The organism is Paenibacillus sp. O199 (genome assembly GCF_001636635.1).
GTDB lineage: Bacteria > Bacillota > Bacilli > Paenibacillales > Paenibacillaceae > Paenibacillus > Paenibacillus marchantiae.
This window is the reverse complement of the sequence record NZ_LGRP01000007.1, coordinates 242721-258799: the sequence shown is the minus strand read 5'-3', so window position 1 is coordinate 258799 and position 16079 is coordinate 242721. Positions and strand designations below refer to the sequence as shown.

General features: G+C 46.1%; 7 protein-coding genes. 5 read left to right on the top strand and 2 right to left on the bottom strand.

Going from position 1 to position 16079, the window contains the following annotated elements; translation table 11 throughout:
* Window positions 1-35: 35 nt before the first annotated feature.
* Window positions 36-1658, top strand: coding sequence for a glycoside hydrolase family 13 protein (locus A6049_RS13510; protein WP_063565143.1), 1623 nt, complete (start codon window positions 36-38; stop codon window positions 1656-1658).
* Between the two features lie 30 nt (window positions 1659-1688).
* Here the strand turns inward: A6049_RS13510 and A6049_RS13505 are convergent, their stop codons facing one another.
* Window positions 1689-2582 carry a LysR family transcriptional regulator gene (locus tag A6049_RS13505; protein ID WP_063565142.1) on the bottom strand — a complete coding sequence of 298 codons (894 nt, stop codon included), beginning with the start codon at window positions 2580-2582 and terminating at the stop codon, window positions 1689-1691.
* A 182-nt stretch (window positions 2583-2764) separates the two neighbouring features.
* Between A6049_RS13505 and A6049_RS13500 the strand changes: the two genes are divergently transcribed.
* Together A6049_RS13500 and A6049_RS13495 are read left to right on the top strand one after the other, a co-directional pair.
* The gene (locus A6049_RS13500) at window positions 2765-3820 is read left to right on the top strand and encodes a YeiH family protein (RefSeq protein ID WP_063565141.1); all 1056 of its coding nucleotides are present in this window, start codon (window positions 2765-2767) and stop codon (window positions 3818-3820) included.
* A 576-nt stretch (window positions 3821-4396) separates the two neighbouring features.
* On the top strand, window positions 4397-7780 hold the full coding sequence (locus A6049_RS13495; RefSeq protein WP_063565140.1) for a galactose-binding domain-containing protein: 3384 nt from the start codon (window positions 4397-4399) through the stop codon (window positions 7778-7780).
* 123 nt (window positions 7781-7903) lie between these two features.
* Here A6049_RS13495 and shc read toward each other — a convergent pair whose 3' ends face one another.
* The gene (shc, locus tag A6049_RS13490; protein ID WP_063565139.1) at window positions 7904-9799 is read right to left on the bottom strand and encodes a squalene--hopene cyclase; all 1896 of its coding nucleotides are present in this window, start codon (window positions 9797-9799) and stop codon (window positions 7904-7906) included.
* A gap of 354 nt (window positions 9800-10153) precedes the next feature.
* On the opposite strand from shc, the gene A6049_RS13485 reads away from it, so the two are divergent.
* Both A6049_RS13485 and A6049_RS13480 read left to right on the top strand, forming a co-directional pair.
* Window positions 10154-11665, top strand: coding sequence for a glycoside hydrolase family 30 protein (locus A6049_RS13485; RefSeq protein ID WP_063565138.1), 1512 nt, complete (start codon window positions 10154-10156; stop codon window positions 11663-11665).
* A gap of 229 nt (window positions 11666-11894) precedes the next feature.
* Window positions 11895-15962, top strand: coding sequence for an S-layer homology domain-containing protein (locus tag A6049_RS13480; protein WP_063565137.1), 4068 nt, complete (start codon window positions 11895-11897; stop codon window positions 15960-15962).
* Window positions 15963-16079 lie beyond the last annotated feature (117 nt).

The window sequence follows — 16079 nt, the reverse complement described above, 5'->3', positions numbered from 1 at the left end:
AAGCAGAATCTGGTTCAAGAGAAAGGTGGTGCGTTATGGGAAATAAAAATTGGTGGAAAGAAATTGTCGTATATCAAATTTATCCCCGCAGCTTTCAAGATAGCAATGGTGACGGAATCGGGGATCTGAAAGGTGTATTATCCCGACTCGATTATCTGAAGGATCTTGGCATCGGTGCGATCTGGCTGTCACCAGTGTGCAAGTCTCCGCAAGATGACAACGGGTATGACATTTCCGATTATCAGGATATCGATCCGATGTTTGGTTCACTTGAAGATATGGAATTGCTAATTCAGGAGGCGGGCAAGCGGGACATCCGAATTATCATGGATCTGGTGCTTAACCACTCATCAGACGAGCACCCCTGGTTCAAGGAAGCCCGGAAAAGCAAGGATAATCCGTACCACGATTATTATGTGTGGAGAGATGGTGTGGAAGGAACACCTCCCAACGATTTAGGTTCAACGTTTGGTGGATCGGCCTGGGAATGGGTCCCCGAGTTGGGACAGTATTATCTGCATCTTTTCTCTGCTAAACAACCGGATCTTAACTGGGAGAACCCCAAGGTACGGCAGGAGATATACGATATGATTCAATGGTGGATGGATAAAGGCGTAGGTGGTTTCCGTCTTGATGTTATCGATCTGATTGGCAAGCAGCCTGACCTCAAAATTACAGGAAATGGGCCAAATCTGCACCAATATATGCGTGAACTCAGTAAAGAGACATTCCAGAAGGGTGATCTGCTAACCGTCGGAGAAACCTGGGGAGCAACGCCCGAGAGTGCCAAGCTTTATAGCAACCCGGACGGCAGTGAACTATCCATGGTCTTCCAATTTGAACATATTAGCCTGGATGAGCAGGAGGGGAAAGGCAAGTGGGATCTCCAGCCGCTGGATCTGCTTCAATTAAAGAAAGTGTTATCCAAATGGCAGACCGAACTGAAAGGAGAAGCCTGGAACAGCTTGTTCTGGAACAACCATGACCTTCCGCGGATCGTGTCCCGTTGGGGAAATGACGGGGAATATCGTGTGCAGTCTGCCAAAATGCTGGCTACTCTTCTTCATGGCATGCAAGGTACGCCATATGTGTACCAGGGTGAAGAGTTAGGCATGACGAACGTACGTTACCCAATTGAAGAATACCGTGATATTGAGTTGCTGAATCTGTATAAGGAACGGGTCGAGAATGGGTATCCAGAGGAAGAAGTGATGGAATCCATTTATGCAAAAGGCCGTGATAACGCACGTACGCCGATGCAGTGGGATGCTTCCGAAAATGCGGGTTTTTCGGAAGGCAAACCATGGATTTTGGTAAATCCGAATTACACGGAGATTAATGCGGAAGAATCTATACATGATCCGAATTCCATTTACCATTACTATAAAACACTGATTCAGCTGCGAAAAGAGCATGAAGTGATCATTTATGGGGATTATGAACTGTTGTATCCGGAAGACACCAACCTTTTCGCTTACACACGAACACTTGGTGATACCAAATTGCTAGTCCTGTGCAACTTCTATGGCAAAGTTGTTCCATTCCAGCTTCCAAGCGAATTTGCAGGGGATAAAAGATTATTAATTAGTAACTATTCGGACGTTGTTTCAGAGAACGCACTTCGTCCTTATGAAGCAAGGATGTATCTGCTTGTGTAATTTCAAAAGAGGGTTGAGGGCGAATAGCCTTCAACCCTTTTTTTTGACAAAAAGAAGCTTTTGCAAGAAAACATCAAGCGCCATGGAATGTGAATGTTCCTTGTGGCGAATGATGGAGAAGCTGCGTTCCAGATGCAGCTGTCTAATTCGCAGTTCTTCGATTTCCCCGGTTGCCAACTCCTTATGAACAATCCATCTGGATACCATTGCAATTCCGAGTCCCGCAGCAACAGCTTCCTTCACACCCTGACTGCTGGTGAAAACATAGGACCGCTTCGGACGGATTGCAGTCTGTTCCATAAAATGATCGCTAAACGCGCGTGTTCCCGAACCCAACTCACGAAGAACCCAGACCTGATCCTGAAGCAAGTTCTGCTCTACCACGACGGAACCGGAAAGGGGGTGACCGGAAGGAGCTACTACGATCATCTCATCCTTCATGTAAGGGATAACGTCAAGGTCTGCCGAGGCTTGCGCTTCACCCTCCACAAATCCGACATCCAGCTGATTTACCCTAACCGCAGACAGAATCTCCTGGGTATTGCCAATCGTAACCTGAATGTTGACCTGCGGATACTGTGATGCGAATTCTGCCAGCTTCTTAGGCAAAATATATTCACCGATGGTGAAGCTTGCCCCGATCTGAATGCTTCCGGTCACTTCATCCCGCAGCATCTGAATCTCCTGCCGCGCTTCATCGTAGCGGGCCTGAATGACTTTAGCATGTCTGTAGAGGATTGCCCCCGCTTCAGTCAGGGACACTTGCTTTGGAGAACGATGCAGCAGCTTGGCTCCCAGCTCATTCTCCAGATTTTTGATATGCAGGCTCACCCCCGGTTGGGACAGATTCAGCAGTTCTGCGGCCTTGGAGAAATGGCTTTGTTCCGCAACGGTAACGAAGACTTTTAACGCATCAGTTATCATTAGAATTCCTCATTTGAATAGTGTGTTTTTATAGTTATAAGCCTATTGAGCTCATTTTAGCATAAGATACCTAACCAATCATAAGTTTTTATAATGGTTAGGATCGCAGAATCATATTTCACTTCCTTCCTGTCTGCTTCTATAGTGAGGATATACTTTATCCAATAAGGAAGTGTGGAGCTATGATTTTACAGACCCAATTGACATTCGTTAAAAACATAAAAGGTGTTAGGAACAGGGGATTTCTGCAGGGGATCGGACTGACTTTATTACTCTCGTTTATTGCCAAGTTGCTGGGTTATCTACCGTTCTTAAATATTATGGGTCAATTGGTTATTGCAATTCTGCTTGGTATCCTGTACCGGGCAGTGCGTGGCGTTCCGCTGACCGCTCAATCAGGGATCTCCTTTTCGGCAAAACGATTGCTACGGTTTGGCATCATCCTGCTTGGTTTGAAGCTGAACCTTCTGGATATTGTCCATGCAGGCTACAAAGTCGTTGCGCTAGCGGCAATCAATGTTGTTGTTACGATTTTTGTTGTCTACGGACTGAGCAAATGGTTAAAGATCGACAAGCGAATAGGGCTGCTGACTGCTTGTGGAACAGCCATCTGCGGTGCAGCGGCAGTGGTCGCGATTGCGCCACAGATCAAGGCCAAAGATGAAGAAACGGCAGTAGGTGCGGCCACGGTAGCTATATTGGGAACAATCTTCACCCTTGCATATACATTGTTATACCCGGTATTGGGTCTAAGTGCGAAAGGATATGGCTTATTCACAGGAGCTACACTGCATGAAGTGGCACACGTCATCGCTGGGGCTGCACCAGGAGGGCAAGCGGCAATAGATATGGCAGTTATCGTGAAGCTAACCCGGGTCGCTATGCTGGTGCCGATTGCACTGATCATCGGTTTGTGGAGTGCACGACAGGCGCGTGGTGGAGAGCAAAAATCATCTAAAGGTATCCGCTGGCGAGAATTGCCAGTGCCCTGGTTCATTTTCGGTTTTCTGGCTATGAGTGGATTAAACACGCTGAGCATTATTCCGCAAGAGTTGATCTCAGGGCTTCTGGTTCTCTCCTATATGCTGCTCGCGATGGCCATGGCTGGATTGGGGTTGGGTGTGGATATTGCAACCTTCCGTCGTCTGGGCAAGAAACCTTTTTTGGCAGGATTGCTGGGCTCTATGGTGTTGTCCATTCTAGGCTTCATGCTTGTTCGTGGCTTTGGCCTGAACTAAGGATTGTATTCAAACTTAGGTATTCCCCTAAATGAATTTAATAAAAAGCACGCATGACCCTAAGTGGATCAATGCGTGCTTTTTGTTGTTTTAAAGAAGCTGGTCATTAGATCCAGAACGAACACGAAAGGAATAGTATAAATCAATCGCTTGAAAAAATATAAATATTTCCCTCTTTTGGTTCAAAAGTCCGAAATGCACACATGAAAGTCTGGATAACGATGTATTTTCTGCTCGCAAGCCTTAAGGCTGCTCGTTAACATCCAAAAAGGAACATCAGAAGTCCGAATACCGTCTCTAGGGGTCCGATAAGGAGAATTGGAAGCGGTTTATACTTAATCTATTCCATAGATGACAAATCCAAGCAGAAAAGCAAATCAGTTTATCCAAGAAACTCCTCAAGGTAAGTAGCGACCCAATATTATGGTTTCACAATCCTTTTTGAATGCCTTTGCTATTTTTTTGTCATGTACTTTGATAAGGGGGTGATGATCGGCGCAGCGAAAAAATAAGGCAGATCAACCGTCCATTTTCATTGAAAAACCATTTTGCTAATAACCTGAGGAGGAATTGAATTTGCGCAACAAGTACATTATGTGGTCACTCGTATTAACGATGCTGATCTCGAACGTATTCCTGACTGTCGGATTTCCATCTCCTGTATCAGCAGCCGAAAGTCCGGACCTGGCACAGGGCAAACAGGTTACCGCGAGCGGGTACAACCAAACATACAGCCCGACCAATGTGATTGACAGTAACCAAGCAACCTATTGGGAAAGTACGAATAGCGCGTTCCCCCAATGGATTCAAGTGGATCTTGGCACCAGCACCAACATTGACCAAATCGTATTGAAGATTCCGACAGTGTGGGAAAAGAGAACCCAAACGATAACCGTGCAAGGTAGCACCAACGGTTCATCGTTCACGGATATCGTGGGTTCTGCAGATTATGTATTTAATCCAACCGTTGGGGAGAACTCGGTTACCATCGATTTTCCTGCTGTCGAGACAAGGTACGTTCGCTTAAGCGTAACGGGCAATTCCGAGTGGCCGGCAGCTCAACTGTCGACATTTGAAATTTACGGTCCAGCCAGTGAGGGACCAATGCTACCTGGCCCCGATCCTGTGGATCCCCCAATCATCCCTACAGAGGGAAGCAACATCGCCATCGGTAAGTCGATTACTGCATCGTCCAGTACCTTATCCTTCGTAGCTGCGAATGCAAACGATAACAATATCAATTCGTACTGGGAAGGGGGCAGCAATCCAAGCTCACTGACGTTGGATCTCGGCTCCAATCATAAGATTACATCCATTGTACTTAAACTAAACCCGGATCCGGTCTGGAGCACCCGAACACAGACCATTCAAGTGCTTGGACATAACCAGGATACAACCACCTTCAGCAATCTGGTTTCCGCCCAATCATATACATTCAACCCGGCTTCCGGTAACACGGTGACCATTCCCGTTACAGCCACGGTTAAACGTCTGCAACTGAACATTACCACGAACTCGGGCGCTCCTGCCGGGCAAATTGCTGAATTTCAGGTATTCGGCACACCTGCACCTAATCCTGATCTGACGATTACAGGCATGTCCTGGTCTCCATCTTCTCCAGTGGAGAACAATGCCATCACCCTTAATGCCATCGTCAAAAACATTGGTTCCGCTGCTTCTCCAGCTTCTAGCGTCAACTTCTATCTAAACAATGAACTGGCGGGTTCCTCACCAGTAGCTGCTTTGCAAGCAGGGGCTTCGACTACGGTCTCGCTTAATGCTGGCAATAAAGCAGCTGCATCATATACGCTCAGTGCCAAGGTGGATGAGAATAACCAGATCATTGAAGAGAATGAGGGAAACAATAATTACACACACGCTTCTTCTTTGGTGGTTGCACCGATTACAAGTTCTGATCTGGTAGGCACGGTCTCTTGGAGTCCAGGAACCCCTACAGCAAACAGCACAGTAACATTTACAGTTAATCTGAAAAATCAAGGCAACATGGCCTCCGCAGGTGGTGCACACGGAGTTACAGTGGTTCTCAAGAACGCTGCCGGAGCAACACTTCAGACGTATAGTGGTTCCTATACCGGTACATTGGCACCTGGAGCTTCGGTCAATGTCAATGTAGGTACCTGGACTGCTGTAACTGGTAACTACAATGTGACAACTACCGTAGCAGTGGACAACAATGAAGCTCCGGTCAAACAAACGAATAACGTCGTTACAACAGGTTTGAACGTATATTCAGCTCGTGGTGCAAGCATGCCTTATACCCGGTATGATACGGATGATGCTACGCGTGGTGGCAGTGCCACACTGAAATCCGCACCAACCTTTGATCAGGCTCTTACGGCTTCGGAAGCCTCTGGCCAGCGCTATATCGCACTTCCTTCCAACGGTTCTTATGCTCAATGGACGGTTAGACAAGGGGAGGGAGGCGCAGGTGTAACCATGCGATTCACGATGCCGGATTCCACAGATGGCATGGGTCTTAACGGCGCACTTGACGTTTATGTTAACGGGACCAAGGCCAAAACGGTTCCTTTGACCTCCTACTACAATTGGCAGTACTTCTCCAGTGATCATCCGGGGGATACGCCAAGTGCAGGACGTCCGTTGTTCCGTTTTGATGAAGTGCACTGGAAACTGGATACACCTCTAAAAGCTGGAGATACCATTCGTATTCAGAAAAACAATGGAGATAACCTGGAATACGGTGTGGATTTCCTCGAAATCGAACCCGTTCAAGCGGTGATCCCGCGCCCGGCTAACTCTGTCTCTGTAACCGATTTTGGTGCGATTGCAAATGATGGAAAAGATGACCTTGCCGCATTCGAAGCGGCGGTCCAATCCGCGGTATCTACAGGCAAGACTCTATATATCCCTGAGGGCACGTTCCATCTGGGCAATATGTGGAAAATTGGTACGCCGACGAATATGATTAACAACCTCACCATTGTAGGTGCAGGCATCTGGCATACGAACATTCAGTTTACTAACCCTAATGCAGCCTCAGGCGGAATTTCTTTCCGTGTGCAGGGTAAGCTGGATTTCAGCAATATTTATATGAATTCCATGCTGCGTTCGCGCTATAACGAGAATGCAGTTTACAAAGGTTTTATGGACAATTTCGGTAAAAATTCAAAGGTTAGCAACGTATGGGTTGAGCACTTTGAATGTGGTTTCTGGGTAGGGGATTACGCCCACACACCTGCAATCATTGCCGATGGCCTAGTGATCGAGAACAGTCGTATTCGGAATAACCTTGCTGACGGTGTCAACTTTGCCCAAGGCACGAGCAATTCGACTGTACGCAACAGCAGTGTCCGCAACAATGGTGATGATGGTCTGGCCGTATGGACTAGCAACGTGAATGGTGCTCCTGCCGGTGTGAACAACACATTCTCGTTCAACACGATTGAGAATAACTGGCGCGCCGCAGGCATCGCGTTCTTTGGTGGCAGTGGACATAAGGCAACCAACAACCTGATTGTTGACACGGTTGGCGGTTCGGCGATCCGGATGAACACTGTTTTCCCTGGATACCATTTCCAAGATAACACAGGCATTCTGTTCTCCGATACAACGATTATTAACAGCGGAACAAGTAAAGATCTGTACAATGGTGAGCGCGGAGCTATTGATCTTGAAGCTTCCAACGATTCCATCAAGAACGTTACGTTTACCAATATTGACATCCTCAATACGCAGCGCAGTGCTGTTCAATTCGGATACGGCGGCGGTTTCCAGAATATTGTGTTTAATAACATCAACATTAATGGTACCGGTCTGGACGGAATTGAGACATCTAGGTTCACAACCCCACATAAAGGTGCAGCAATATACACTTATACCGGTAATGGTTCTGCCACATTCAATAATCTGACAACAAGCAACATTGCCAACCCTAATGTGAATCAGATTCAAAATGGCTTTAATTTGATCATTCAATAAATTATTTCAAACAAAAACAGGGAGCTCTTAAGAGCTTCCTGCTTTTTTAGGTTAATTTAATGAAGTATGGGTGAACATTGATCGGGAACTGAAATATTGAAAAATAGCCCGTAAAGTAAGTTTTTAAGATGCCCCATATTTGCTTCTGTAGTGGCTTAATGTGAGAAGAGGCCAAATATATGTATAGCTGTGATAATGGGAATAAAAGTTCCCGGGAAGACCTGCGCCTGTGGGATATGAGGTTCTCCAATCGTTCTCGTGCATTGATGCAATAAGCCGTAGAACGCCTTGATTCATCTCAGGTGTAGGCTTGGGTTGGACTGCAATGAGCGCGTCAAGTGCCCAAGCGGTCTGGGAAGGGGTACTTTCCCCTAATGGCACATAGTGCAGGAGTCGGTCACTTTGACAGGATTCTCCCCAGCCACCGTCGGAGTTCTGGATGCTTAAGAGCCACTGCGCTCCTTTTTGCACTGTACCATGGCTTGCTGGTAGTCCAACTGCCGTAAGACCGGTTAATGCAGCCCAGGTACCGTAGATATAACATACGCCCCATCTTCCGTACCATGAGCCATCCTTTTCCTGGTTTCGAATGAGCCATTTTGTTCCACGTTTGATCCATTCATGCCTGGTATCAAGCCCGGCAAAGTTACCGAAATACTCCAAGGTACGTCCCGTTAGGTCAGCCTCTGAAGGGTCTGTAGCCGCAGATTTGGCACCATCGATGGCGAGCCAGGTGAGCATCTCCTTGTTCGTATTTTTTTCGAATGCCGGCCAGCCGCCGTCTTTATTTTGCATGGACAGGACCCAATTCAGCCCACGATTCCAGGATTCCTGAAACGTTGGAAGAGTAGTGGACAAGCTTCGAATAGCCCGTAAAGCTGCTGTTGTATCATCCACGTCTGGATTGATTGTATTCGACTCCGAAAATCCCCATCCTCCAGGGACGGTATTCGGATTATGGATGCTCCAGTCGGCTCTTTTATCTTGCTGACGGGAGAGCAAATAGGAGGCCGCGAGTTGAATAGCCTTATGGTCATCAGTAAGAGAAGCCTCCTGCAATGCGTAGGTGATTAAGGCCGTATCCCATATGGTAGAGGGGGAGTTTTGAATTGTTGTTTGACCTCCTGAAGAACGGCACTGCATTGCCGTGAGTCCGGTTATGGCTTTTGTAATCAGGGGATGCTGCTTATCGTATTTTAGGGCCAATAGGGCAAAGATCATGAGAATTGTACTGCTGGCGTAGCTGTACAATGTGCCATCAGACTCAATCCGCTCTATTATGAACTGTTCTGCCTTTTTTCGTGCAGTGTCGTGGATGTGGCGAGGGTTACCGATCAGTCGGCTGCTTCCGCTTAGAATGTCGTCCTGCATTTCCTGATATCCCGGAGTCGTTAGCTCATCTCCAACATTTCGTGAGTCGGTCAGATCAGATAGATCGGGCGCATGGGGTGGTGTAAGGGCGAAGCGCAAGTCGGCCATAATGAGCATGGGAGTGAGGTGAACTCTGGAATAACCGGAAAATTCAAAATAGTTGATGGGAAAATAGGTAGGGAACATCAGTATTTCCAGGGGGATCATAGAGATGGATAAAGGCCATTTCATTTGTCCGGTAGCGGCAAGAATGGCTTTGGTCAAAATGCTGCTAACTTTTCCAATACCTCCTTTGGACTGAATATACTGTTTGGCCCGCTGGATTGGCTCGTCCGTACTCTGGCTGTACCCGGAGTATAGCAGGGCGTAGTACGCTTCAACCGATGCGGATAAATTTCCATCCTCTTCATCGGCGTACAATTTCCAGCATCCATCCTGTTGCTGTTCGTTAAGGATACGATCATGCAACTCCCGGATCAGCGCTTCATTCGGGACTTCCAATACCCGAAAGAGAATGATGACATAAGCATCAATTACCGTACCGTTCTCAAAACAGAAATGCCAGGAACCATCTTGTTGCTGCTGTTGAAGCAAGGAAGTCATGATCCGATTTATTTCCTCATCAATTGCGCTCAGTACATGGCTCATTCCAGGGATACCTCCAGAGGACGTCATTTTTGTATTATATGATGGCAATCAGGGGGAAATGAGGAGCAGAATGAGCGTGGAATCCAGTCCATTTTAGGATTTTCTACAATTTTATATAAAAAAATAAAATTTAGTGTTGAAATTTTTTCCAATAAAGTGTATAAATATCTTTGTTAACGCTTACAAGATTTTGATCTACATCTTTCTCCGATACCCTTCAAAAAGGAGGTGAAAGTACTACGACATGCAATAACTGAAAAAAGGACTTTATGATTTTAAAAATGAAATCGATTTCATTTTGTAGTATCTGATATTCGGCAGTCCAAATTATCATAAATCAAAGGAGATATGTTTATGAAGATATGGAAAAAGAGTGCGTTAGTGTTGCTGTCCACTTTTCTGGTAACGGCGGGTTCATATGGTTCATATATGCCCAAGACTGCGCATGCAGCGGGTGAACAGGTGGAGGTATGGATTTCAACTTCAGACCCTAATTCTGAACCAGCAGTGGGGCTTAGAGCAGATGCCAGACTCACCAAGATTGCATCAAAAAACTTCAGCAGCAACTCAGGCAATGCGGATGTTACCATTACGGTCAACGAAAACCAAACGTATCAGCAGATGGATGGTTTTGGGGTGTCATTAACGGATGCTTCCGCATGGCTCATGAACTACAAGCTGGATAATAATAAGCGCGCGGAAGTGATGGAGAGGCTGTTTGGCAACACAGGCATTGGACTTAGCTTATTGAGACAGCCGATCGGAAGCTCCGATTTTGCTTGGGCCGCCTATACCTATGCCGATACGGCAAATGATACTTCACTCAGCCAATTCACGATCGACCGGGACAAGGCTTACATACTGCCCATGGTCAAAGCGGCAATCGCCAAGAATCCCAATATCAAAGTAATGGGTTCCCCATGGAGTGCGCCTGCCTGGATGAAATATTCCAACAATCTGAACGGCGGCAAACTGAAAGCAGAACACTACGGAACATATGCGAATTATTTCAAAAAGTACATTGAAGCCTACCAGGCTGAAGGGGTACCCATCTATGCTGTCACGTTGCAAAACGAGCCAATGTACGAGCCATCCCATTATCCTTCCATGGGTATGAATGTAGAGGATCAGACGGGCTTTATCGGCGATTATCTTGGACCAACACTCCGCAATGCCGGAATCAACACCAAGATTATTGCATTCGACCATAACTTTCTGAACTGGACCTTCCCGAACCAGGTCATTACGAATCTGAAGAACGCAGGCAAAGGCAGCTACGTATCCGGGAGCGCATTCCACCATTATGACAGTGGGGACGGATCAACAATGACCTCCATGCATAACAGTCACCCGGACAAGGAAGTTTGGTTCACGGAGGGTGGTTTCGGCAACTGGAATGATCCGCAGAATGGTACCTCATCTGGTTTCGATAATATGATGAATGAGTTCATTAATATTACGAGAAACTGGTCCAAATCGATCATTCTCTGGAATGCTGCCCTGGATCAAAAAGACGGTCCTGCATTGCTTTCACCGAACAACACGAACAAAGGCATGATTACAATCCGCAACTCGGACAACCGTAATGACGCACCTGAGAATAATGTCACATATCACAAACAATATTATTTGCTGGGTCACTTTAGTAAATTTGTAGTACCCAATGCATACCGCATTGACAGCAACACCGGATCTGAAGTCAAAAATGTGGCTTTCCGCAATCCGGACGGTTCCAAAGTGGTAGTTGCCTACAACTCTTCCAGCTCGTCGAAAAATGTGAAGATCCAATGGGGCAGCCAAAGCTTCGTTGTCACTATTCCAGGCAAGTCCGCTATGACGTATAAATGGAATGGAAATGTTTCTTAGGGGGTAGCAGGAATTCAGATTCCCGCATCCAACAAGCTAGGGGCCGCGAGCAGTCGCGGCTCTTTTCATTTGTTTTTATTTAAAGATCATCCATCGTATACATTTGTTGTGATTTTTACATATTCAAGGATTTTACAATTTTTATATTATGAATTTTTAGTTTAACTGTCCTCTTACATTGGGTTGATATACTAGCCTGAGCTTTTATATGGGAGAGGGGTTAGACAACTTGAAAGACATCAATCAACGCTGGGTAGCGACGATCCTTGTGGCAGTAATGGTTATCCAATCATTCTGGACATTTGCAGGAATCGGACATGCTGCAGCATCAGAAAACCTTAACACCAGCAATTTAGCGAAAAACGTGGTGATCAGCCATTTTTATGGAGGCAAAAAAGACGACGTACTCGACGTGTACGGCAACGACTTTGTAGAACTATATAATCCGACAGCAGAACCTGTTTCGCTGAACGACTGGTCTATACAATTTGCTGATAACCAAAAGAATAACTGGAAAGTAGCTCATCTAGGGACAATGACTGCCCAGATTCCGGCATTTGGTTATTATCTGATTGCGCTTGGCAGCAATGGTAATGTCGGGGAGCAGCTTCCACAGCCGGATGCGACTGAAGCTTCATTTAAACTAGATAACAACAATGGAAAGCTGGTTTTGTTGAATACGACACAACTGTTGACGGCCAATGATCCGATGGCTGACGCTTTACAGCAACATGTGGTTGATTTTGTTGGATATAATGCAGATGCTTATTGGGGAAGTCCGGCTCCACAAGCTGGCAAACAAAACACCATGCAACGATTGGTGTTCGATCCGCTGAACCCGGAGAAATCCACTAAAGAAGCTGCGTTTCCGAATCGCGGAAACAACTGGGACACTCGGAATAACGGAAATGACTTTGAGAAGGTCAAAGGGGCGAAGGCTCGCAATTCAAGCACAACTTCCGCCTATGTCATTCTGGAAAGTAATCAAAGGTTAGAAATGCAATCGGCTTCGAGCGTAGATCCTGTACATAACAAGATTGTGTTGAATGCATTTGGAGGCTTGGTTAAGCAGGGACCTTGGTCATCCGACGACTTCAGTGTGCTCGGCCTCCCGGCAGGATTCACTGCTGAAGCCAATGCGAACGGAGATCAGATCGAAGTGACCATAACTGGAGACGATACCGGGAATGTGGTTTCAGACAGCCTTCTGACATTTGAGATTCATCCTGGTGCGTGGGATCAAGTACACAGACCAACCTCATCCTTAACGGTGTATCAAGGAAGCAACACCGTAACTTTGGCTCAATTTACACCATCCAATAAGATTGTAGCAACATTGGACTCCTCATCGTCCAACATTCGTATGAACAGCGCGAAGGACTTAAATACCACGATCCAACTCAATCTTAGCGCCGGCGTTCCCGTGGATGGGGTATTGGACTCGAATGCTTACAGTGTGACGGGCCTTCCTGAGGGAGACTGGAGTATCCAGGCTGAGGGCCGAAGCAGTGATCGTACAATTACGCTATCCATTTCGGGTATATCCACTTCTGCTGTCATGAACTCCGTCATGTTGAATGTGACGTTAATGGCTGAGGCTGTGCAGGATCCGGACTGCCTGGCTTCGGAAGTGATCAGCGTCCCCCTGCTTCGGTACAGTCAACCACTTCTTGCTGATGAGAATCGCAAACATGTCGTTGAAAACAGCATCATAGCGGACAATACAGGTTTTAATGACCCTGCCACCAAAGAATATAAATATGGAAGTGACGCCATGGGAGCGAATGAATATACCTTCCTGCGTGGTACACATTCCTTATTCAAGGCTGATCTGGCAGCGGGTCTTATTCCTTCACCGAATTCGGTCATTCCAGGCTGGAATGAGAAGGACATCCTTACGTACACGCAAGGCGATGCCCATATTCAGAATGTGGGAACTTTTAACGACAGTACTAATCAAATGGTGTTCAGCTTGAACGATGTGGATTCTTCCGGCATCGGCAGCTTTTATGATGATCTGATTCGCTTTGTTACAAGTATTTATGTGGTCAAATACGAAAAAGATAGCTCTGCGACTACCAATCTGCAGGACGCCGATTTCCGGGACGTATCTCGTACTTTTCTAGATACCTATAAGGATACTCTGATAAAGATTAATAGCGAGATAAGCCCCAAAAACACTAAGTTGACCAAAAGCAATGTAACTCCATATACGAAAGAGGTCATGGACAAAGTCTCCAAAGTGTCTTATGAGGAAGCATTGCAAAAGTTGCTCGGCAAGCGGGCACTTGATGGAAAATTAAACATTGCCGGCAACTCCGATAAGTTTGAAGCCGCTACAGATGCGGAGAAATCTTCCCTGCAAGATGCTTGGGAAGCATACAAATTGCAAGTCAGAAGCAATTTCCTCAATCTGAGCGATGATGAATTCGATGCCTATTTTAAGATAAAGGATATTGTACGCCGTATTCATCAGGGAATTGGCAGCATTGGGGTTGAACGCTACAATGTGTTAATCGAAGGAGCAAGTGAGGCCAATACGGATGATATTCTGCTCGACGTGAAAGAGCAGACCCGGGACGCCAATTTATCGAAAGATGCTTATCTTAAAACTTCAGTTGATCCCGATTCTTATCTGGGTGTACTCGAAGCAATGAATCGCTCGTATCTGATCAAGGAAGTCTCACCTTTTAAAGGGGATTACACGGATAAGCCGTTTAAGAACAAGCAAGAGCTGGAGCAGTATTTGGTCGATGCAGCCAAGGCTTACGCTTATGCAAGCTCGCGCTTGGACAAGGTATCCGATGAGTTGAACTACCGTTTTGAGGAACGTTTTGTAACAAATATCGTACCCATCTGGGATGATTTGCAGAACTTTATTCTTAATGCAGCGGAGGATTACTCCCACCAGGTCGCAGCTGATTTTGCGCTTGTGAAGGAAGATATGCGAACCGGGAAGCTGATTGACGTTTCCACATTGGATGATTTATCTGTTGATCAAGGCGCTTTGACTCCAGCATTCAATCCTGCAATCACGGCGTATACTCTGAATGTTGAACAAGCAACAGACTCCATCAGTATTACGGCGAAGGCTACGGATAGCCAAGCTACTTTGTCTGCTAAAGGTGAACCCTATGCAAACGGAATAAATCAATCTTTCGGGTTGTCTGTTGGAAAAAATGTAATTCCAATTACGGTGCAAGCACGTAATGGATCAAGCAAGACTTACAGTATAACTGTCGTCAGAGCCGGAGATTCCACCTCGGTTCCACCAACGTCTTCGACTCCTTCAACTCCAACTGGAGGAACGAGTGGTGATCAAACGGGTACTACTGCCAACAGTGGAACGATTACTGTGAATGGTGGATCGTTGAGCCTGGGCGGAGTCAAAATCAATGTACCAGCCGGAGCGATGGAGAGCAGCATCGTCATCTCCGTAAATAAAGTAAGCCAAACGTCGAATCTGTTCACCGATTCCACATTGAAACTGCTCGGGGATGTCTATGAGATTACTGCAAGCAAGAGCGGGAATTTCAGCAAACCGGTAACTGTCACCTTGCCATTCGACAAGAACAAGGTAGACTTTGACAAATCAATAGTGGGATTGTATTGGTTCAACGAGCAGGCCCAAAAGTGGGTTTCACTCGATAATATGAAAGTGGATCAAATGAATGGAACGGTATCGGGAACCATTAATCATTTTACCAAGTTTGCTGTTCTGGTATCCGATAAGACCGTAACGAAAGCTCCGGAAGGAACCAAGAATTTCACGGATCTCGTAGGACATTGGGCTTCCGGCAGTATTATGGATTTGGTTGAACTCGGTGTGATCCAGGGTTATCCGGATAACAGTTTCAGACCGGATAAAAAAATTACCAGAGCCGAATTTGTTACTCTTATCATTAAGGCTTTACATCTGCAAGGCTTTGCTGACAAAGGATTTGCGGATACTACGACGCATTGGGCGCAAGACGCAATTTCCACTGCGGCAGGTCTGGGCATTGTGAATGGATATAGTGATGACACCTTTGGTCCAGATGAATTGGTGACCCGTGAGCAAATGGCGACAATGGTCGTTCGTGCAGCGCAGATCGCTGATTCAGACAGTAATATCAGCTTCTCCGACGGCGCTGAAATATCCGGTTGGGCACGTTCAGCACTTGCTGCCGCCATTACTAATGGGCTTGTTAACGGTTATCCAGACGGAACATTGAAGCCAAAAGGGAATACAACTCGCGCAGAAGCCGCTGCACTCATCGAAAGAACTATTCAATTGACAAAACAATTCACATTATAAATCCAAGATTTTAATTTTAAAAAGGCTGCTCTCCAGCAAGTTTAACTTGCTGGGAAGCAGCCTTTCTGTATTGTTTGTATGTTTTTGTATTGCTTATATCTTTTTGTACCTGGTTCA

Coding starts and splice junctions, on each gene's coding strand:
- A6049_RS13510 (WP_063565143.1), top strand. CDS start 36: ATGGGAAATAAAAATTGGTGGAAAGAAATTGTCGTATATCAAATTTAT.
- A6049_RS13500 (WP_063565141.1), top strand. CDS start 2,765: ATGATTTTACAGACCCAATTGACATTCGTTAAAAACATAAAAGGTGTT.
- A6049_RS13485 (WP_063565138.1), top strand. CDS start 10,154: ATGAAGATATGGAAAAAGAGTGCGTTAGTGTTGCTGTCCACTTTTCTG.
- shc (WP_063565139.1), bottom strand. CDS start 9,799: ATGAGCCATGTACTGAGCGCAATTGATGAGGAAATAAATCGGATCATG.
- A6049_RS13505 (WP_063565142.1), bottom strand. CDS start 2,582: ATGATAACTGATGCGTTAAAAGTCTTCGTTACCGTTGCGGAACAAAGC.